This is a genomic window from Streptosporangium sp. NPDC049046, from assembly GCF_040649155.1.
Taxonomy (GTDB): Bacteria; Actinomycetota; Actinomycetes; order Streptosporangiales; family Streptosporangiaceae; genus Streptosporangium.
This window is the reverse complement of the sequence record NZ_JBEZEZ010000008.1, coordinates 206045-226229: the sequence shown is the minus strand read 5'-3', so window position 1 is coordinate 226229 and position 20185 is coordinate 206045. Positions and strand designations below refer to the sequence as shown.

17 protein-coding genes are annotated in these 20185 nt (G+C 69.4%); 11 read left to right on the top strand and 6 right to left on the bottom strand.

The annotated features are described in order from the left end of the window. The first annotated feature begins 147 nt into the window (after positions 1–147). Positions 148–618 (top strand): peroxiredoxin, encoded by a 471-nt coding sequence (locus AB0B96_RS13835; protein ID WP_362898768.1) that lies wholly within the window; start codon positions 148–150, stop codon positions 616–618. Between the two features lie 46 nt (positions 619–664). On the opposite strand, the gene AB0B96_RS13830 is transcribed toward AB0B96_RS13835, so the two are convergent. Beyond that, a complete protein-coding gene (locus AB0B96_RS13830; RefSeq protein ID WP_362898568.1) occupies positions 665–1387 on the bottom strand; it encodes a GntR family transcriptional regulator in 723 nt (240 codons plus the stop codon). Between the two features lie 445 nt (positions 1388–1832). Here AB0B96_RS13830 and dapA point away from each other — a divergent pair, with 445 nt between their 5' ends. The 8 genes from dapA (at position 1833) to AB0B96_RS13790 (ending at position 11515) form a co-directional block, all read left to right on the top strand. After that, on the top strand, positions 1833–2759 hold the full coding sequence (gene dapA / locus AB0B96_RS13825) for a 4-hydroxy-tetrahydrodipicolinate synthase (RefSeq protein WP_362898566.1): 927 nt from the start codon (positions 1833–1835) through the stop codon (positions 2757–2759). Between the two features lie 164 nt (positions 2760–2923). Further along, positions 2924–4609, top strand: a complete 1686-nt coding sequence (locus tag AB0B96_RS13820; protein WP_350944687.1) for a ribonuclease J — start codon at positions 2924–2926, stop codon at positions 4607–4609. 204 nt (positions 4610–4813) lie between these two features. Next, positions 4814–7336, top strand: coding sequence for a DNA translocase FtsK (locus tag AB0B96_RS13815; protein ID WP_362898563.1), 2523 nt, complete (start codon positions 4814–4816; stop codon positions 7334–7336). Between the two features lie 101 nt (positions 7337–7437). Beyond that, entirely contained in the window at positions 7438–8193 is a 756-nt protein-coding gene (locus AB0B96_RS13810; RefSeq protein ID WP_362898561.1) for a RodZ domain-containing protein, read from the top strand. Between the two features lie 191 nt (positions 8194–8384). Further along, positions 8385–9794, top strand: a complete 1410-nt coding sequence (rimO, locus tag AB0B96_RS13805; RefSeq protein WP_350944682.1) for a 30S ribosomal protein S12 methylthiotransferase RimO — start codon at positions 8385–8387, stop codon at positions 9792–9794. A 25-nt stretch (positions 9795–9819) separates the two neighbouring features. Beyond that, positions 9820–10425: a CDP-diacylglycerol--glycerol-3-phosphate 3-phosphatidyltransferase gene (gene pgsA / locus AB0B96_RS13800; protein WP_362898559.1), complete on the top strand. Its 606-nt coding sequence runs from the start codon at positions 9820–9822 to the stop codon at positions 10423–10425. A gap of 31 nt (positions 10426–10456) precedes the next feature. Further along, on the top strand, positions 10457–10960 hold the full coding sequence (locus AB0B96_RS13795) for a nicotinamide-nucleotide amidohydrolase family protein (RefSeq protein ID WP_362898557.1): 504 nt from the start codon (positions 10457–10459) through the stop codon (positions 10958–10960). 207 nt (positions 10961–11167) lie between these two features. Then, a complete protein-coding gene (locus AB0B96_RS13790; protein ID WP_350944677.1) occupies positions 11168–11515 on the top strand; it encodes a helix-turn-helix transcriptional regulator in 348 nt (115 codons plus the stop codon). On the opposite strand, the gene AB0B96_RS13785 is transcribed toward AB0B96_RS13790, so the two are convergent. Next, a complete protein-coding gene (locus AB0B96_RS13785; RefSeq protein WP_362898555.1) occupies positions 11512–12303 on the bottom strand; it encodes a DNA-formamidopyrimidine glycosylase family protein in 792 nt (263 codons plus the stop codon). The genes AB0B96_RS13790 and AB0B96_RS13785 overlap by 4 nt on opposite strands. 201 nt (positions 12304–12504) lie before the next feature. After that, complete coding sequence (locus AB0B96_RS13780) at positions 12505–12954, bottom strand: Rrf2 family transcriptional regulator (RefSeq protein ID WP_326637143.1); 450 nt, start codon at positions 12952–12954, stop codon at positions 12505–12507. A gap of 760 nt (positions 12955–13714) precedes the next feature. On the opposite strand from AB0B96_RS13780, the gene AB0B96_RS13775 reads away from it, so the two are divergent. Together AB0B96_RS13775 and AB0B96_RS13770 are read left to right on the top strand one after the other, a co-directional pair. Next, on the top strand, positions 13715–14893 hold the full coding sequence (locus tag AB0B96_RS13775) for an ROK family transcriptional regulator (RefSeq protein ID WP_350944675.1): 1179 nt from the start codon (positions 13715–13717) through the stop codon (positions 14891–14893). Positions 14894–15360: 467 nt separating this feature from the next. Beyond that, positions 15361–16635: a condensation domain-containing protein gene (locus tag AB0B96_RS13770; protein ID WP_362898553.1), complete on the top strand. Its 1275-nt coding sequence runs from the start codon at positions 15361–15363 to the stop codon at positions 16633–16635. A gap of 52 nt (positions 16636–16687) precedes the next feature. Here AB0B96_RS13770 and AB0B96_RS13765 read toward each other — a convergent pair whose 3' ends face one another. From AB0B96_RS13765 to AB0B96_RS13755, 3 genes are all read right to left on the bottom strand, one after another. After that, a complete protein-coding gene (locus tag AB0B96_RS13765; RefSeq protein ID WP_362898551.1) occupies positions 16688–18142 on the bottom strand; it encodes a glycoside hydrolase family 3 protein in 1455 nt (484 codons plus the stop codon). Between the two features lie 122 nt (positions 18143–18264). Then, complete coding sequence (locus AB0B96_RS13760; protein ID WP_362898549.1) at positions 18265–19173, bottom strand: carbohydrate ABC transporter permease; 909 nt, start codon at positions 19171–19173, stop codon at positions 18265–18267. After that, the gene (locus tag AB0B96_RS13755) at positions 19170–20183 is read right to left on the bottom strand and encodes a sugar ABC transporter permease (RefSeq protein WP_362898547.1); all 1014 of its coding nucleotides are present in this window, start codon (positions 20181–20183) and stop codon (positions 19170–19172) included. The genes AB0B96_RS13760 and AB0B96_RS13755 overlap by 4 nt, the downstream gene beginning before the upstream one ends. Positions 20184–20185 lie beyond the last annotated feature (2 nt).

Genomic DNA, 20185 nt, shown 5'->3' with positions numbered 1-20185 from the left:
ATTCCACGGTGGGTCGGTTGTGGGCCTGTCGCTCGAACGGTGAATCGCTTAGAAATGGGGTTGGGACTCCGACTCTCAGCCTCGCCGATCACGACGGCCGAGGTGAGCGGAGATCCTCCGGTGAACCTAAGGAGATGACTCGTGGGCATGGGCCTCGCGGTGGGAGATGTGGTCGAGGACTTCGAACTCCTCGACGAGACGGGCACGCCGAGGCGGCTCAGCGAGTTTCTGGCCAAGGGGCCGGTGGTGCTCTTCTTCTATCCGGCGGCGATGACCTCCGGGTGCACGCTCGAGAGCTGTCACTTCCGCGACCTGGCCGCCGAGTTCGCGGCCGAGGGAGCGACCAGGATCGGGATCAGTCGCGACCAGGTCGAGCGGCAGGCGAGGTTCGCCACGTCCAACCAGCTGGGCTTTCCCCTGCTCTCCGACCCCGATGGCACCGTCGCCCGTCGCCTCGGCGCCCGCCGTACCGTCGCGGTGGGACCGTTTCTCACCCGCCGGATGACCTTCGTCATCGACGTGGACCACCGCCTCCTGGAAGTGATCCACAGCGAGACCTCCATGGAGGCGCACGCCGACCACGCGCTCGAAGCCCTCCGCTCCCGCCCACGTCCCTGACCTTCACGGGTCCCGCGGTGCCCTCCCGCCGCGGTGGACGCGGCGGTCAGGGGTGCAGGGGGTGGGTGTACACGAGGCGGAAGCGGTCGCCGGGGATGACGATGTCGCTCGTCTCCACCGGGCGGTCCCCCGCCCAGTGGGTGCGTTCGACGTGCAGGACCTGGACGCCCGCGGGCAGGGCGAGGGCATCGCTCTCGGCCGGTTGCGGGACGCGGGTGTAGACCTGCTCGACGATCTCGGTGATCTTGACGCCGACCGCCGACAGGCGGGCGATCAGGCTTCGGGGGCCCTCCTCCGTGATCTCACCGAACTCGGCGGGCTCGTAGGAGGTGGCGAGCTGGATCGGCTTGCCGTCGCCGCGGAAGACGTAGTGGGTGCGGGTGACCGGGGCCGATTCGTCCAGCCGCAGGCGGTGGGCGATGTCGGGGGTGGCGTCGGCGGGTTCGGCCCGCCAGTCCCAGGTGGCCCGGGTGCCCTGTGACTGGATGTCGGCGCCGAAGGGGGTGGGGTGGTCGTGGAAACGCCATCGGTGCAGCGGGAGCAGCACCGGCTGCTCCCGTACGTAGTGGCCCGAGCCGACGCGGCCGACGATGAGGCCCTCGGCGGCGAGCACGCGCAGCGCGTGCCGGGCGGCCGTCTCGCCCACGCCGTATTTCCTGGTCAGCTGGGCGCGCGAGGGGATCGAGGTGCCGGGGGGAAGGGAGCCGTCGACGATCTGGCGCCGGATGTCGGCGACGACGCGCAGGTAGACAGGATCGGAGCTTGCCACGTGTCCATCCCTGGGGGTCTGGGGCGTTGCCCCATCCTGCCGTATTCGATACGCGACGCAGGGTAATGGACCCGATTTGGAGCTCCAACTTTACCGTTGTCCCCAGAGGGATCCAAAAATATCTCAGAGACCCTGTAACGCCCGCGTAAGGACCGCCGATTCAACGGTAGAGGTCGTCGATGTGTGTACCCCCGAGCACATATCGGCGGCCTCTTTCTCGTTCGGGGAAGTCCGTGTCGCCGCCAAAGTGGACAAAAGCCTTATTTGTCTATAAATGGGTCAAGAGTGTGGTTGCCGGGGTCCGCCGCCGTGACGGCGTATATCCACGTGTACGGTGTGCAGCGGGCACCTCGGGGGGATGTTCGCTCTTGGGCTCATCGGTGGACGGAGGTTAGGCGGGGTGGCGGGGTCCACCGTTTCAGCGGATCCGGGTAGCGTTCGGTCTATGGCAGCGCCAACTGGAACCTCCGACGCCCCCTTCGGCCGCATGCTGACCGCCATGGTCACACCGTTCACACGTGACGGAGCGGTCGACTACGAGACAGCGGGGCGCCTCGCCACCTACCTGGTTGACGAGCAGCGCAACGACGGCATCGTCGTGAGCGGTACGACGGGGGAGTCCCCGACGACCACCGACGACGAGAAGGAGCGTCTCCTGCGCGCCGTCGTCGAGGCGGTCGGTGATCGCGCCACGGTCGTCGCCGGAGCCGGGACCAACGACACCCACCACAGCGTGGAGCTCGCCAGGTCCGCCGAGCGCGCCGGGGCCCACGGTCTCCTGCTGGTGACGCCTTACTACAGCAAGCCTCCCCAGGAGGGGATCTACCGCCACTTCGTCACCGTGGCGGACGCGACGGCCCTGCCGGCCATGCTCTACGACATCCCCGGCCGCAGCGGCGTGCCGATCCTGAGCGAGACGCTCGCCAGGCTCGCCCGGCACGAGCGGATCGTCGCGGTGAAGGACGCCAAGGCCGATCTGTTCGAGGGGACGCAGGTCATCGCGTCCACCGGCCTCGCCTACTACTCGGGTGACGACACGCTCAACCTGCCGTGGCTGTCGGTGGGAGCCGTGGGGTGCGTCAGCGTGATCGGCCACGTCGCGGGCGCGGAGATCGCCACGATGATCGAGGCGTACCGCTCGGGGGATGTCGCGGGTGCGCTCGCCGTCCACCGCAGGCTGCTCCCCGTGGTCTCCGGGATCATGATGCAGGCCGGCGGCGCGATCATGGCGAAGGCGGCGCTCTCCCTGGTCGGACGGCCCGCGGGGCCGATGCGGCCACCCCTGGTGGAGGCGACCGGGGAGCAGCTCGCCAGGCTGCGCGAAGACTTGATCGCGGGCGGTGTGAAGCTGCCCGACGAAGTTGTGACGTGAGACAAGACACCGCGGCCCTCACCGGCCGCATCCGGGAGGAACGAGAGTTTGCGCGAGAGAAGACACAAGGGTCCGCTGGGGGACGGAGTGCTCGGCGAGGGAGTAGTCCTGCTGCCCACGAGGGCTTCCGTCGCATGTGAGACCTCTGAGAGAGGTGTGGCCGGATGAGTCACCCCCATCCCGAACTCGGGCTGCCGCCCGCGCTCGTCGACGGTGCCCTGCGCATCGTCGCGCTGGGCGGGCTCGGTGAGATCGGCCGCAACATGGCCGTGTTCGAGTACGAAGGCCGGTTGCTGATCGTCGACTGCGGGGTGCTCTTCCCCGAGCCCGACCAGCCCGGCATCGACCTGATCCTGCCCGACTTCGAGTACATCCGGGACCGCCTGGACGACGTCGAGGCCGTGGTCCTGACCCACGCGCACGAGGACCACATCGGTGCCGTGCCCTATCTGCTGCGCGAGCGCCGCGACATCCCGATCGTGGGATCGAAGCTGACGCTGGCGCTGATCGAGGCCAAGCTCACCGAGCACCGCATCCAGCCGACCAGACGTGAGGTCGTGGAGGGGGAGCGGCACAGGTTCGGGCCGTTCGAGTGCGAGTTCCTCGCCGTCAACCACTCCATTCCCGATGCGCTCGCCGTCGCGATCAGGACGCCCGCGGGCATCGTCCTGCACACCGGTGACTTCCGGATGGACCAGCTGCCCAGTGACGGGCGGCTGACCGACCTGGGCGGGTTCGCCAGGCTCGGCGCCGAGGGCGTCGACCTGCTGATGTCCGACTCGACCAACGCCGAGGTGCCGGGCTTCGTCACCAGTGAGCGGGAGATCGCACCGGTCATCGACGAGGTCATCCGCACCGCGAGCAAGCGGGTGATCGTGGCGAGCTTCGCCTCCCACATCCACCGCGTCCAGCAGGTCATCGACGCGGCGGAGAAGCACGGCCGCAAGGTCGCGCTGGTCGGCCGTTCGATGGTGCGCAACATGGGCGTCGCCCGCGACCTGGGATACCTGAGGGTCTCGCCCGGTTTGATCGTCGACGCCAAGGAGATCGAGGGCCGTCCGCCGGAGGACGTGGTGCTGATCTGCACCGGCTCCCAGGGCGAGCCGATGGCGGCGCTGTCACGCATGGCCAACCGCGACCACCCGATCCGGATCGCCGAAGGCGACACGGTCCTGCTGGCCTCCTCGCTGGTGCCGGGCAACGAGACCGCGGTGAACAACGTGATCAACGGGCTGTCCCGCTGGGGCGCCCGCGTGGTGCACAAGGGCAACGCGAAGGTGCACGTCTCCGGGCACGCCGCCGCGGGCGAACTGCTGTACGTGCTCAACCTGACGCGGCCGTCCAACTTCATGCCGGTGCACGGTGAATGGCGTCACCTGCGGGCACACGCCAAGCTCGCCGCGCTGACCGGGGTTCCCGACGACCACATCGTGATCGCCGAGGACGGCGTCGTGGTGGACCTGATCGACGGCCGGGCCAAGATCGTGGGTGCGGTTCCCGCCGGTTACGTCTACGTGGACGGCACCTCGGTGGGCGACGTCACCGACTTCGCGCTGAAGGACCGCCGCATCCTGGGCGAGGAGGGCTTCATCTCCATCGTCATCGTGGTCGACACCGCCACCGGCAAGCTCGCCGGGGGCCCGGAGATCCACGCCAGGGGATCCGGCATCGACCCGGCCATGTTCGACGACATCCTTCCGCAGGTCGAGAGGGCGCTGCAGGAGAACGCGGCCGACGGGGTGGTGGACATCCAGCAGGTCCGCCGCGTGGTCCGCAGGACCGTGGGGCGCTGGGTGAGCGACACCTACCGCCGTCGCCCGATGATCATTCCCGTGGTGGTCGAGGTCTGACCTTCGCCCCGTACGGCGGCCTCACCGGCCGCCGTACGGGCCCTGCCGGGGCATGGAAGACGCTTTCCGGCAGGCCAATGGGACATTCGTTGCCCTTCATTGCTTTTTGTGAAGTATCGACCGATATGGCGAAATGCGGCCGAGGGTCGATCGCTCCGGCGAGTCGGCGCGCAATCCACCACCCGTCTCGTTAACCTCCCTAGCATGGCCACCCGTACGTCTAAAGGATCCTCAGGAAAGCCCCCCGGGAAGGGGTCCTCCGGTCGTTCGGGCACCTCCCAGGCCCGTACGGCCTCCGCCAGGCGGCCGCCCGCCGCCCGGAAGAGGAGCACGAGCCAGGCCCGCAGGCCCTCGCCCCAGCACGACCCGATCAGCTGGGTGCTCATCATGATCGGCAAGCTGTTCATGGGCATCTGGATGCTCCTGGCGGGGGGCATCGGCAGCGCCGCGCGGGCACTGGGGCAGAACGCGCGTGAGCTCGACCCCGTCCACCGCCGCGACGGGCTCGGCCTGGCGGTGTTCGCCGGAGCGGTCGTGCTCGCCGCCATGACCTGGCGGAAGAACACCGGCACCGTCTCCACCGTGGTCGACGGCGTCATGCGCGGTGTCTTCGGTTCGCTGACCTGGGTGATCCCGATCCTGCTCGTGCTGCTGGCCTGGCGGCTGCTACGCCACCCCGACCAGAACGCCGACACCGGCCGGATGATCATCGGCTGGTCCGCCCTGACCATCGGCGTGCTCGGCGTCGTGCACGTGGTCCACAACACCCCGTACCCGTCCGGGGGAGAATCCGACGGCATGGACAAGGTCTCGGCCGCCGGAGGCATGGTCGGCTTCATCGTCTCCGCGCCCCCGGCGAGCATCCTGCCGTCCTTCATCACCATCCCGCTGCTGCTGATCCTGTCGGGCTTCGGCATCCTGGTGATCACCGCGACGCCGGTGCACCGGGTCCCCGAACGGCTGGCAGAGATCCGGCACATGCTCTTCAACCGGGATATGCCCCCCGCGCCGCGCGTGTCCAGGAAGAAGCCCTCCACCCGTAAGAAGCCGGAGTCCGAGGGCGACGAGCTCGGCGACCACGTCAAGCCCTACGACACGCCCCTGGTCGCCGAGACGCCCGGCGGGTCCCCGGAACACTCCCCGGAGATCGTGCCCGGCCTGGTGGAGGACGAGGCGGCGGAGGAGGCGGTGGTCAGGGCCGCGCCCCCCGAGCCGTCCCCGGCCCCGCGCAAGGTCGAGCAGCTCGTCCTGTCCTCCCAGGCCGGCCCGTACACCCTGCCCGAGCCGCAGCTCCTGCGTCCCGGCACCGCGCCCAAGCCGCAGACGAAGGCCAACACCGTCGTCGTCAACGCGCTGACCAGCGTGCTGGAGCAGTTCGCCATCGACGCCCAGGTGATCGGCTTCACCCGGGGGCCGACGGTGACGCGCTACGAGATCGAACTCGGCCCGGCGGTCAAGGTCGAGAAGGTCACCGCGCTCACCAAGAACATCGCGTACGCGGTCAAGTCGGCCGATGTCCGGATCCTTTCTCCGATCCCCGGGAAGTCGGCGATCGGGGTCGAGATCCCCAACACCGACAAGGACCTCGTCTCGCTGGGCGACATCCTGCGCTCCCCGGTGGCCCAGGCCGACCATCACCCGATGATCGTCGGACTCGGCAAGGACGTCGAGGGGCGCACGATAGTGGCCAACCTGGCGAAGATGCCGCACCTGCTCATCGCGGGCGCCACCGGCGCGGGCAAGTCGGTCTGCGTCAACGGACTGATCACCTCGATCCTGATGCGCGCCACCCCCGACGAGGTCCGCATGGTCCTCGTCGACCCCAAGCGGGTCGAGCTCAGCGTCTACGAGGGCATCCCGCACCTCATCACGCCGATCATCACCAACCCCAAGAAGGCCGCCGAAGCGCTGGAGTGGGTCGTCGGTGAGATGGACCGCCGCTACGACGACCTCGCCGCCAGCGGCTTCCGGCACGTCGACGACTTCAACAAGGCGGTCCGCACCGGCAAGCTGGTGGCGCCGCCGGGCAGCGAGCGCGTCTACCAGCCCTACCCGTACCTGCTGGTGATCGTCGACGAGCTCGCCGACCTGATGATGGTCGCCCCGCGCGACGTCGAGGACTCCATCGTCCGCATCACCCAGCTGGCCCGTGCCGCGGGCATCCACCTGGTCATCGCCACCCAGCGCCCCAGCGTGGACGTGGTCACCGGTCTGATCAAGGCCAACGTGCCCTCCCGGCTCGCCTTCGCCACCTCCTCACTGGCCGACTCCCGGGTCATCCTGGACCAGCCGGGTGCCGAGAAGCTCGTCGGGCAGGGCGACTCGCTCTTCCTGCCGATGGGTGCGAGCAAGCCCATGCGGCTGCAGAACGCCTTCGTCTCCGAGAAGGAGATCGGCGAGATCGTCGGGCACTGCAAGGCCCAGATGACGGTCGAGTACCGCGAGGACGTGTCCGTCGTGGCGACCGCGAAGAAGGAGATCGACGAGGACATCGGCGACGACCTCGACCTGCTGGTCCAGGCGGCCGAGCTCATCGTGACCACCCAGTTCGGCTCGACCTCGATGCTCCAGCGCAAGCTCAGGGTCGGCTTCGCCAAGGCGGGTCGCCTGATGGACCTGCTGGAGAGCAGAAACGTCGTCGGGCCCAGCGAGGGGTCGAAGGCGAGGGAGGTCATGGTCAAACCCGACGATCTGCCCGGCCTCCTGGCCGACCTGCGCGGGGGCTGACGGCACCGTACAGGGAACGGCACCCCCGCCGCACACCTTCCGCCCGGTTACTGATTGAATAGGTACCGCTACGCAACGTCGGGGGCTGGGAGGCGTGCGCCATGGGCATTGGAAGCGATCTGGCGGATGCCAGACGGTCGATGGGGATGACCGTCGGGCAGTTGAGCGCGCGGACACGCATTCGCGAGGTTCTCATCCAGGCGATCGAGAGGAACGACTTCTCGCAATGCGGGGGAGATTTCTACGCGCGAGGCCATATAAGAAACATCGCCAAGGTCGTCGATCTCGATCCCGAGACGCTGGTGCACCGCTACGACGAGCAGCACGGGGGCGTGCCGCTGCCGGTGCGGGCCTCCAGCGTCTTCCAGGCCGACATGCCCCTGAAGATCCGTGAGCGCCGCTCGCCCAACTGGACGACGGCGATGGCGGTGGCGCTGGGCATCGTGGTCATCTTCGGTGTGGTGCGGACCATGGGCGGGGGAGACACTCCCGTGGCGGATCTTCGTCCCATGCCGGTGCCCGCCGTACCGCCGCCCTCGGCGGGCTCGGGTCACGACTCACCGCGCCGGGCGGCGTCGCTGGCCGAGGGGAAGCGGCGCGACATGGTCGTCCTCCAGGTCAGGGCGAAGCGCACCTCCTGGCTCGACGTGCAGGACGCGGGCGGCCGGAGGATCTTCTCGGGGACGCTCGCGGCGGGCAAGACCTCGACCTGGAAGGCGAAGGTCGGCATGAGGGTCACTTTCGGTGACGGAGGAGCCGTCTCGCTGAAGGTGAACGGTAAGGACGTGGGTGCCCCCGGCCGCCGAGGACAGGTCGTCAACCGCTCCTACGAGGCTCCCGCGGCCAAGAAGCGCTAGGTCAGGCCATGGGGAACGCCTCACGCGCCGCGCGTCCGGGAAGGCCCGCGGAGCCCCGGGACCGCCCGCGACGGCGGCGTGCCCGGGGTGGGGCGGTGCCTGAACGGAGGCCTGGGCGGGGCCTCGATGGGGGCCTCAATGGGGGGAGGTGCATCGGGTAGTGGCCAACTCCCGATACCGTAGTGTTCACCATGTCATCCCGCCGAACCGCATCGCTGATCACGCTTGGTTGCGCACGCAACGAGGTCGACTCCGAGGAACTCGCCGCTCGCCTTGAGGCTGCCGGTTGGCAGCTGGGCGACGACGATCCCGACGTCGTCGTCGTCAACACGTGCGGCTTCATCGACTCGGCGAAAAAGGACTCCATCGACACGCTGCTCGCCGCGGCCGACTCCGGGGCCAAGGTGGTCGCCGCGGGCTGCATGGCGGAGCGATACGGCGACCAGCTCGCCGACGCGCTGCCCGAGGCCGCGGCCGTCATCTCCTTCGACGACTACACCGACATCGGCACGCGTCTCGACGATGTGCTGGAGGGCAGGCCGCTCGTCCCGCACAGTCCCCGCGACCGCAGGACCCTGCTGCCCATCTCCCCGGTGGAACGCGCCGCGGCCCCCAGGACCGGCATTCCGGGCCACGGCGAGCTGCCCGAGGGCCTGGCCCCCGCGAGCGGCCCCCGGCCGCTCCGCAAGCGCCTGGGTGACGGCCCGGTGGCGTCACTGAAACTCGCCTCCGGCTGCGACCGGCGCTGTACGTTCTGCGCCATCCCCGCCTTCCGCGGAGCCTACGTCTCGCGCGGTGCCGAGGAGCTCCTCGGCGAGGCCGCCTGGCTGGCCGAGCAGGGCGTGAAGGAGCTGGTGCTGGTCAGCGAGAACTCCACCTCCTACGGCAAGGATCTGGGCGATCTGAGGGCGCTGGAGAAGCTCCTGCCCTCCATCGCCGCGACCGAGGGCGTCGAGCGGGTGCGCGTCAGCTATCTGCAGCCCGCCGAGCTCCGCCCGGGACTGCTGGAGATCATCGCCTCGACCGAGGGTGTGGCCCCCTACTTCGACCTGTCCTTCCAGCACGCGAGTGGCCCGGTGCTGCGCCGGATGCGCCGCTTCGGTGACCCCCGGCGTTTCTTGGACCTCCTGGAGTCGATTCGTGCCCACGCGCCCGAGGCGGGTGTGCGCTCCAACTTCATCGTGGGTTTCCCCGGCGAGACCGAGGAGGAGTTCGGGGAGCTGGTGGGCTTCCTGGAGGAGGCCAGGCTCGACGTCATCGGCGTCTTCGGCTACTCCGACGAGGACGGCACCGAGGCGGCCTCGCTCCCCGGCAAGCTCGACCAGGAGATCGTCGACGCCCGGGTGTCCGCCCTCACCGAACTGGCCGAGGAGCTCATGGCTCAGCGGGCCGAGGAGCGGATCGGGACCGAGGTCGACGTCCTGATCGAGGAGGACCTGGGCGACGGCGGCTACGAGGGCCGCGCCGCTCACCAGGGGCCCGAGGTGGACGGATCCGTGACGGTCCAGGGCATCGGGCTGGTGCCGGGCCAGATCGTCCGGGCCGTCGTGGTCGACTCGGAGGGGGTCGACCTGATCGCCCGCATCAAGGCGGCCCCATGAGTGCGCCGCCGGGCCGGGAGAGCGTATGACCAACACGCCAGAGACCGGCACCGACTCGACAGCGGCATCCGCGCGCCCCAAGGTGAGCGCCTGGAACATCGCCAACGTCGTGACGGTGATACGGCTGGCGATGGTTCCGTTCTTCGCGGCCTGCCTCTTCCTCCCCGGAACCGGCTGGCGGGCCGCGGCGCTGGTGGTCTTTCTGGTGGCCTCGCTCACCGACCTGCTCGACGGCGAACTGGCCCGCCGTTACGGCCTGATCACCGACTTCGGGAAGATCGCCGACCCGATCGCCGACAAGGCCCTCATCGGCGCCGCCCTGGTCAGTCTCTCCATCCTGGGAGAGCTGCCCTGGTGGGTCACCGCCGTGATCCTGGGCAGGGAGTTGGGTGTCACCACGCTGAGGTTCGCGGTCATCCGGCACGGTGTCATCCCGGCCAGTTACGGCGGGAAGGTGAAGACCGTCCTGCAGATCGCCGCGATCGTCTCCTACATCTGGCCGGGCGTGCCCGACCTGATCCGCTGGGTTGTGATGGGCGCGGCGGCCCTCGTCACCGTCGTCACCGGCCTCGACTACGTGATCCGGGCGATCAAGCTGCGGCAGGTCGCGAAGCGGGCGCGGGCCAGATGAGGACGGGCGCCGAGTCTGTGAGGTGGGCCGGATGAGCCGACGCCCGCCCGTGACCGCCGAGATCCTCTCCCTTCTCGTCCGCAGGGGCGAGACGGTGGCGGTGGCCGAGTCGCTGACCGCCGGGCTGATCTGCGCGGCCCTCACCGGCCCTCCCGGGGCTTCGGCGGCCTTTTTGGGCGGGGTCGTCTCCTACGCCACCGAACTCAAGCACCGGCTGCTGAACGTTCCGGCGGACCTGCTCGCCCGTGAGGGGGCGGTGCACCCAGGGGTCGCCGCCGCCATGGCCGAAGGGGTACGCCTCCTCGTCGGTTCCACATACGGTCTGGCGGTCACCGGGGTGGCCGGCCCTGAGCCGCAGGATGGTAAACCGGTCGGCACTGTGCATCTCGCTGTTAGCGGTCCGGGAGGGCGGGTATGGCACCGGGATCCGCGGCTCTCCGGGACGCGCGATCAGATCCGGGAGGCGACCGTGAATGAGGCCGTAGACCTCCTCCGAGGTGTGCTGGAGGCGAACGTGAGGGAACATTCGGGATGATTACCGCGTTACGTCCCCAGCGAACATGCTCCACATGGTCTGCCGCGTTGTCGGTGGATACAGGTACGGTGGAACTGTGAGTGAGGTAAAGGTCAAGCGATGATGACGGCGAGGAGTATGTACCAAGGGTCGCGTTCGAAGAACGGGCGGCACGAACCGATAGCGCGGAGTGTCGTGAAGACGCCCGCGCCGGGGAGGGAGCGACAGATGGTCCTGCTGCGTCAGCTGCTCGGTGACGTGCTGCGGCGGCTTAGGGTGCGCCAGAGTCGCACCCTTCGTGAGGTGTCCACATTGGCTCGGGTTTCTCTCGGATATCTGTCCGAGGTGGAGCGCGGCCAGAAGGAGGCCTCTTCGGAGCTGCTCGCGTCGATCTGCGGTGCCTTGGGCGTGCCGCTTTCACAGGTTCTCCGTGAGGTTTCCGATCAATTTGCCTTGGCCGAGCTGCAGCATGCTCCGGTCCTGGCCAACGATGTTCCCGAACGGGAGCGTCTGCCGATTCCCGAAACCGTGCCTGATTCCGTGTTCCCCGAGGTCAACGACATGGTCGCCGCCTAGCCGGTCGGTTCTTCCGGCTGGCAGTGACGGCACCAGACGATCAGCCGTTCCTGCGGCTGTTCGCCCATCTCCCCACGACTGATCCGACGCCCGCAGCGCAGGCAAGGCCGCCCGGCCCTGCCGTAGACCCAGGTGCTCCGTCCCGGACGGAGGTCGCCCGTCGTCGTTCTACTCGGGCGTTCCTTGTTGGCGTCCAGCAGCCGCCGTGCGATCGACACGATCGCCCCCAGATCCTCAATGGCTCCTACGGGTCGCCACGGCGACACTCCGGCGAGAAAAAGCGTCTCGGCGCGATAGATGGTGCCGATTCCCGCCAGGTTGCGCTGATCGAGCAGCGCGACCCCGATGCTCGTTTCAGGCCGCCGTGCCAGCCGCCGTACGGCTTCGGTCTCGTCCCAGTCCTCCCCGAGCAGATCGGGTCCGAGGTGCCCGACGAGCAGTTCCTCCCGCTCGGTCGCCACCAGATCGACCATGCCCAGCCGTATCCCCGCCGCCTGCCATTTCGCGTTGGCGAGCACCAGGCGGACGACATCGCCGCCGGGCAGCCCACGTCCCGCGGGTGAGATCTGCCAGTGGCCCTCCATCCGCAGGTGGGTGTGGACGGTGAGCCCGCCCTCGACCCTGGTGAGCAGATGCTTGCCGCGCGAGACGGTCTCCAGCACCGCGCGTCCGGTCAGGTCGGCGGTGGAATGGCGGGGCACGCGGAAGTCCGAGCGGGTGAGCACCCGTCCGTCGAGCGCCCGGCCGAGCCGCAGTGCGGAGCGGTGGACGACGTCACCCTCGGGCACGGCGCCCGCCCCGAGACGTGGGCCGCTCCCGTGCGGTGAGCCGGTCGAGTGAGACGGATGGATCCCGCGAGCCGGACCTGTCTCGGGTGGCGGGGCGGTCGAGTGAGACGAGGTCTCCTGAGATGAGCCGGTCTCGGACGGGAGGCCGGTTCCGGAAGGACCCGGCCGGCCGGAACCCTGTGGGCGGCCACCCCGGCACGGTCAGTCCCAGGCCGCGGGGTCCGCGGACAGGCTGCGGACCCGCTCGGGGAGGGCTCCGGTGGCCACGTTCTCCAGGGTCACCTCCTCCAGGATCGCCCGTTCGCTGGCGCGCAGCGCGATCCAGACCTGCTGCAGTGATTCGGCGGGACCTCGGTATCCGACGTGCTCGGGCCGCTCCCCCCTGACATTGGCGAGCGGGCCGTCAACGGCGCGGATCACATCGGCGAGGCTGATCTCGGCGGGCGGGCGGGCCAGTACGTAGCCTCCCTCCGGGCCGCGCTGGCCGCGAACCAGTCCGGCGCGGCGCATCTGAAGCAGGATGTTCTCAAGATACTTGGGAGGCATGTCCTGCTCTTTGGCCAGCTCACCCACCGTGGTAGGGCCGTCACCCGCGGCGGCGAGTTCGGCGGCGGCACGGAGGGCATAGTCGACACGAGCGGATAGGCGCATGTAGCCGATTATCCCGCCTGCTATTGGTTCCTTACGCGCGAGGGGCCGAAGGAGGTGAAATCACCCCCGTCGCTCTCGGTGACGACGGGCACGTAGAGCGACGCGCCGGTGTGTCCCGGCGGGTGCGTGACACGGTGGTGAGGTGCCGTCGCGGGGGTACGGTCCGGCGGCGGAGCGAGGCGGCCGGTGGGGATCTCCTCGGGTTTTCGGAAGTGATGTCGCAGCTCAGAGGTGTGTCGGGGGTGTGTGCCACGAGGATGAGACGCCTTTGGGTGCTCTCGTGGGCCCAGTGGTACCACCGCGCCGCGGCTCACTCGGTAGGGGGCGGTGTGATCCGTTCCAGATCGTGCCAGATAGGCGAAATTCCCGATATATTCGTAATGTCGGAAGCGTGGACACCTCCGCCCCGGCTCCGGACCGGGTCGTGGCGATGGTGTCCGTGTCGAAGTCTGCCCCACCCCGGCCGTGAGGGCTTGCCGGAAAGAATCTCTGCCGCTTCTGGGAGCGTTCCACGCACCGGGCAGGCGTCGCGGCCCCTCGCCCTACGGGCGTCGCGGCGGCGGGTGCGGGAGACGTGCGGTGAAACGGCGACGAGCGGGAGAGGCGGCGCCGGCGTGTCCTCCGTAGCCCTCGCGGGGTGAGGGCGGGGCTAAACTGTCAGGAAGCCTTATTAAGAATAGAGTTCTTATTCTTGATTGAAAGTAATCGCGACGGGGAAGCGACGAGCAAAAGAGGAAGCGGCGAGCAAGAGAGCATGCGTATGGAGCGACGTCCTGGCGTGCCCAGGCTACTGAGGGAGATCAACGACAGGGCCGCCCTGGAGTTGCTGCTCGCTTCCGGACCGCTGACGCGGGGGCAGATCGGCGAGCTCACGGGCCTTTCCAAGGTGACGGCGTCGCAGACACTCGCCCGCCTGGAAGGGCGCGGGCTGGTGGAGGTGGCGGGGGAGCAGGCGGGAGGCCGGGGGCCCAATGCCGCCCTTTATGGGATTATTTCCTCCTCGGCCTATGTGGCGGGTCTGGACGTCGGCCCGGAATTCGTCACGACCGCCATCGCCGATATCCACGGGGAGATCATCGCCGAGGTGCAGGTGGCACCGAAAGGACACGACGATCCGGTGGCCCTCGTGCACAGCGCGGTGGTCAAGGCGTGCCGGTCGGCCAAGGTCGCGCTCTCCAAGCTGCGCTCGGTCGTCATCGGCACCCCCGGCGTGGTCGACCCCCGCACCGGGGACGTGCGGTTCTCCTTCGACCTGCCGGGCTGGCACGAGGGCATCCACGAGGCGCTCGCCCGTGACCTGCGCCGCGACGTCAGGATAGAGAACGACGTGAACCTCGTCGCCATCGCCGAGCGCACCCTCGGTGCCGCCCGCGAGGTCGACGACTTCGTGCTCCTGTGGGTGGGGCGCGGCATCGGTCTCGGTGTCGTGCTCGGAGGCCGGCTGCACCGGGGCCGCTCCGGCAGCGCGGGCGAGATCGGCTACCTGCCGGTGCCCGGGGTGCCGCTGGCCGAGGACGTGCGGGCCGTGCCGGGCAGGTTGCCGTCGCTCGCCGGGGGCCTGCAGTCCCTGGTCAGCGCCGAGGCGGTCGCCGAGCTCGCCGCGACGTACGGCTTCGAGGGGGAGAGTGCCGCCGAGTGCGTCGCGGCGGCGGTCGCGGCGGGGGAGCGGGGGGAGCCCTTGATCAACGACATCGCCGGGCGGCTCGCGCTGGGGGTGGCGTCGGTGTGCGTCGTGCTCGACCCCGGGCTCGTGGTGCTCGCGGGGGAGGTGAGCAGGGCCGGAGGCGACGAGCTCACCTCCAGGATCGAGGAGGCGGTGGCGAGGAGCTGCCCGGTCAGGCCGCAGGTGGTGGCGAGCGAGGTGGAGGGCAACCCGGTGTTGCGCGGGGCCGTCATCGCCGCACTGGAACAGGCGAGGGAAGAGATCTTCACCTCCTGATCCTCCTGATCCTTCTGACTTCTTGAGGGCCCGAGGTTCTGTCGCCGGGCCTTGAGTCCTCGGCGATTCCTTGGCCGGGAGTTCCTGGGGCCCGGTTCCTGGAGCGGGAGTCCTTGGCCGGAAGTTTCCAAGGTCCGGTTCCTGGAGTCGGAATCCCTGGCCGGAAGTTTCCAAGGTCCGGGCTCCCGAAGCTGGAATCGCTTGCCCGCGACCCCCGTGCCGATGAGTCCGGCCGGTTCGGAGCTCGCGCCGTTCGGTGCGCTCTTTCGGGCATCGCGGACGGTCGTCACCGTGCCCTGACCGGTTCGTGGCAGGTCGCTTGTCTCAGGCGTGTCTCGTGTGTAGCATTCTGGTTGTTTAAATAAACAAGAAACTTTCCTAATAATTAAGCGTCGAGATCGCATGCCGGAGGCGAGGAGGCCCCGGCGCCTGCCCGAGGTGAGCCACCCCCGAGGGAGACGGACAGGATGTCGCACAGTCCTTTCGACCTGCGGGGAATTCCGCTGGCGCTCCACCTGAACGGCCCCGTCGACGTCCTCGCGCTGACGGAGGCGTGCGCCGACGTGGCCGGCAGGCATCCGGTGCTCGGGCGCGTCAGAGTCACCCGCGCGGAGTCGACCCCGGAGCGCTACCCCGAGCTCGCCACGGCGGAGGCCACGCGCCCCTTCGACCTGGAACGCGGCCCGTTCGCCCGGTTCACGCTGGTCACGGTGGGTCCCGAGCGCGTCAGGCTGCTCTTCACCGCGCACGGACGAGTGTTCGACGCGGCCTCCAAGGACGTCCTGGTCCGCGACCTCGCCGACGCCTACTTCTCCCGGGCGACCCTGCCGGTGCCGACGCCACACTCCTCGCCGGTCTCGCCGTCGTACGGCTCGGCGCAGGCCGTCCCGTCCACGCGGACGGGACGGCACAGCGGCTCGGAGGCGGACCACGAGGCGTCTCCGGCGACGCCCTGCGGAGCCGAGGAGTTCTGGGAGGAGCGCGACCGCGAGCCCGCGGAACCGATCCTGCCCGGGCTGCGCACAGTCCCGCGCGGCACCGGCCCCGGAGAGATCGTCGAGATGGTCCTCGGTGGCGTGGAGTCCGGGGCCCTCACCGAGGCCGCCACAGAGCTCGGTGCCACCAGGTTCGAGTTGCTGCTCGCGGCTGTGGGCGTGCTGCTGCGCCGCTACGGTACCTCCGCGTCACCGCTCGCCCTCGATCTCGGCACCCGCACGCGCGAGACGCGCGACCGCGTCGGGCCCTTCGTGGCGAGGGTGCCGTTCGTTCCGCACCCCGGCCTCGAAGAGGGTTTTCCCGGCTATCTGCGTGCGGTCCGGACCGAGCTCCAGGCCATGTACCGCTTCCGGCACGCGCCTCCCGAGCCGCCCTCCTCACCGGTGCTGCTCAGCTACCGCAGAAGGACGGCCGTCCCTGAGTTTCCCGGTGTCGGGGCGGGTGTGGAGTGGACCGTCTTCAACGGGGCCGCCCACGGCGCGCTGCACGTCCAGGCCGTGGACGCCGGGTCGAGCCTCACCCTCGGCCTGCGCTTCAACCCCACCGCGATCGGCCACGACGATGTGTCCGCGATCGCGGGTCACCTGCGCGTGCTGCTGCGCGCCGTCTCCGAGCACCCCCGTGCGAAGGTCGCGGATCTGGTGGCATCGGCCGATTCCATGCCCGGAGAATCGGCCGATGCCACGCTTGAGGAGAAGCCTCCCGCGACCGGCCCACTCGTCCCGGACCTCGGGAAGGTGACGTAACCGTCCGTGAGGGAAAGGGCGATCACCCCGCAGGCGAGGGTGGCCGATGCCGTCAGACGCCCAGGAGCTCGGCGGCGGCCTGGGCGTTGGCGCGGGCGGCGCCGTAGGTGGCCAGGTAGGTGACACCCTCGGGACGCCAGATCGGCAGACCCATCTCGACGACCGTGGCGTCGGGGCGGGCGGCCAGCAACGCGGAGACCACCGACTGGCTGGCCTCGTAGCGATGGGCGTCCTTGACGACGACGATCAGGGAGCGGCCCGAGGCGCGCTCCAGGATGTCCGCCACGTCGGCCATCTCCGGCTTGACCCGCAGCACCTCCGCCTGCGGCAGCAGCGGCGTGAAGCCCCACGGTACGTCGCCGACCGCGATGGTCGGCGGGGTGTCCACCTCGACCACCAGCGGGTCGACCGGGGGCGGGGCGGAGCCGGTGAGGCTGACCGCGCGACGGGCGGCGGTGAGACCGATCACGTCCCGCTCGGCCTCGCCGGTGCGTGGCGTGCCGAACCAGGCGCGCAGGGCGGCGACCCGCTCGGCCGCCGCCTCCAGGCGGGCCACGGGAAGCCGCTCGTCGTGGACGGCCGCGACGATCTCGTCCACGATGAGGCGGACGTCGCTCTCCGTGGGGATCGGGCCGAGACAGAGCAGGTCGGCTCCGGCGGCGAGGGAGAGCACCGAGCCCCCGGCGAGACCGTAGGCGGCGGTGACGGCCCCCATGTCGAGGGCGTCGGTGATGATCACGCCCTCGTAGCCCATCTCGCCGCGAAGCAGGCCGGTGAGGGCGGCGGGGGAGAGCGTCGCGGGAAGCGCGCCGGTGACGGCGGGGACGCGTACGTGCGCGGTCATGATGGATCTGGTCCCGGCCTCGATCGCGGCGCGGAAGGGGGCGAGCTCGCGCTCGCGCAGCAATTCCACGGAAGCGTCGACGAGCGGGACCTCCAGGTGGGAGTCCTGCCGGGTCGCACCGTGGCCGGGAAAGTGCTTGACGCAGGCGGCCACTCCGGCCGCCTGCAGGCCGTGGACCGCGGCGACGGTGTGCCGGGCGACGAGCGCGGTCTGTGACCCGAACGAGCGGGTACCGATGACCGGATTGTCGGCGGCGGTGTTGACGTCCGCGGACGGCGCCATGTCCAGGTTGATGCCGCAGCGGGCCAGTTCGTCGCCGATGGATCGGTAGACCCGCCGGGTGAGCTCGACGTCGTCCACCGCGCCGAGGGCGGCGTTGCCGGGGTACGGGCTGCCGACGTGGTAGGCGAGCCGGGTGACGTCACCCCCCTCCTCGTCCAGCGATATGACCGGATCGGCGGACGCGCGCAGCCGGGAGGTGAGAGCGGACAGCTGGGCGGCGTCGGCGATGTTGAAGCCGAAGAGCGTGACGCCGCCGAGACCGTTCTCCAGCTCCCGCAGGACCCACTCGGGTGCCTCGGTGCCCTGGAACGCGGCGAGCAGCGTGCCGGCGGCGAGACGACGCAGCCCCTGGTCGCCGCGATCCGCGATGAACTCAGACATGGCGGTAGGTGTTCCTTACCTGAGATGTGGGGGTGTCGGACATGGAAGTGAGCAACAGGAAAACGGGCAGGGCCGGCACGGCCCGCGCCTTGTGGGTGCGTGCCGTGCCGGCACCGATGGGGTCAGCCCTTGACGGCGCCCGCGACGAGCCCGGAGACCATCCGCCGCTGCACCAGGAGGAAGAAGACGATGACCGGGATGGTCATCAGCGTGGAGGCGGCCATGATGCCGCCCCAGTCCACCGACCGCTGGCTGACGAAGTAGCGCAGCGCCACGGGCATGGTGAAGTTGCTCTGGTCGCCGATGAGCGTCAGCGCGAAGACGAACTCGTTCCACGCGGTGATGAACGAGAAGATGCTGGTCGCCACCAGCCCGGGGGCCACCAGCGGGAACAACACCCTCCAGAAGGTGGCGAACCGGCTCGCGCCGTCGATCCAGGCGGCCTCCTCCAACTCCTTGGGCACCGCCGCGACGAAGGTGCGCAGCATCCAGATGGCGAACGGCAGCGTCATGGCGACGTTCACCACGACGAGGCCGAGGAGCTGGTCGTACAGCCCGGCCCGCCTGACCATCAGGAACAGCGGGATGAGCAGCGCCTCGCCGGGGACCATCTGCACGATGAGCAGCAGGATGAGGAACGAAGTGCGTCCGCGGAAACGGAAGCGGGCCACCGCGGTCGCCGCCAGCAGGGCGAACACCGCGCCGACGAGCACGGTGCCGATGGCGACGATGGAACTGTTGAGCAGGTAGCGCCAGATGGAGTGGCCCGCGACGCCCTCGGTGAAGACCCGCTTCACGTGTTCGAGCGTGGGGTCGGTGGGGAACGGGATGAAGTCCGTCGTGAAGATCTGCTCGCTGCTCTTGAAGGCCGTGCTCACCATCCAGTAGACGGGGAACACCGCGAACAGGAACACCAGGACGGCTGTGGTGTTCAGACCGATCTTGCCGAGCGTCCTGCGCCGCTTGGGGCCGCTCCGCGTCCCGGACGCGGGCCGCCGTCGCCGGGATGCCCGTGTGTCGTAGGTGGTCATCGCACGTCCTCCGTCTTCACGATCTGGCGGACGTAGAAGAAGGTGATGACGAGCAGGATCAGCGTCAGCACCACGGCGATCGCCGCGCCCATGCCCATCTTGGGCGGCGCGCTGAATGCCTGGGTGAAGGCGAACAGCGACAGGTTGAACGCCTCCCGGTTGGACGTGCCGCCCGCGAGCACGAACAGCTGGGTGAAGACCTTGAAGTCCCAGATCACCGAGAGCACCGTCAGCACCGCGAAGACCGGCTTCAGCAGCGGGAAGGTGATCCTCCAGAAGATCCGCCACGCGGAGGCGCCGTCCACCCTGGCGGCCTCGTACAGCTCCTGGGAGATGCTTTTCAGCCCGGCCAGCACCGAGACCGCGATGAACGGGAACGACGCCCAGACCACCGCGATGATCAGTACGACGTAGATGGTGAACGCGTCGTTGAGCCACGGCTCGCCGGTCCAGTCGGAACGGCCGAACAACAGGGAGGAGAACCAGTCGGGCAGCGCGTTGAGCACCCAGTTGATCACGCCGGATTCGGCGTCGAACAGCCAGCGCCAGATGATCGCGGTGGCGATCTGCGGGGTGGCCCAGGCGGCCATGATGCCGACGATCAGGAAGGTCGACATCTTCTTGCCCAGCTTGTGCAGGAGCAGGCCGACCAGCGTGCCGAGGATCAGGGTGCACGCCACCGTGACGACGGCGAAGACGACGGTGTTGCGGAGGGACGTCCAGAACAGCTCGGACTCGACCAGCTTCTGGTAGTTCTCGACGCCGACGAACTCGGCCGGTACCCCCCGGATCTGCCGCAGTCCCACGTTCTGGAAGGACATGACGACCATCTGGTACAGCGGGTAGAGCAGCAGGCCGGCGATGACGATCAGGCCGGGGACGAGCAGCGCGTAAGGGACTGCCCAGGCGGGCAGACCCCTGGACCCGCGCGGGGGCGTGGTGCCTCGGTGCCCCCGCGCCGGGACGGAGGGGGAGCCCCCGTCCCGGGCGATGGTTGAGGTGTTCGCCATGG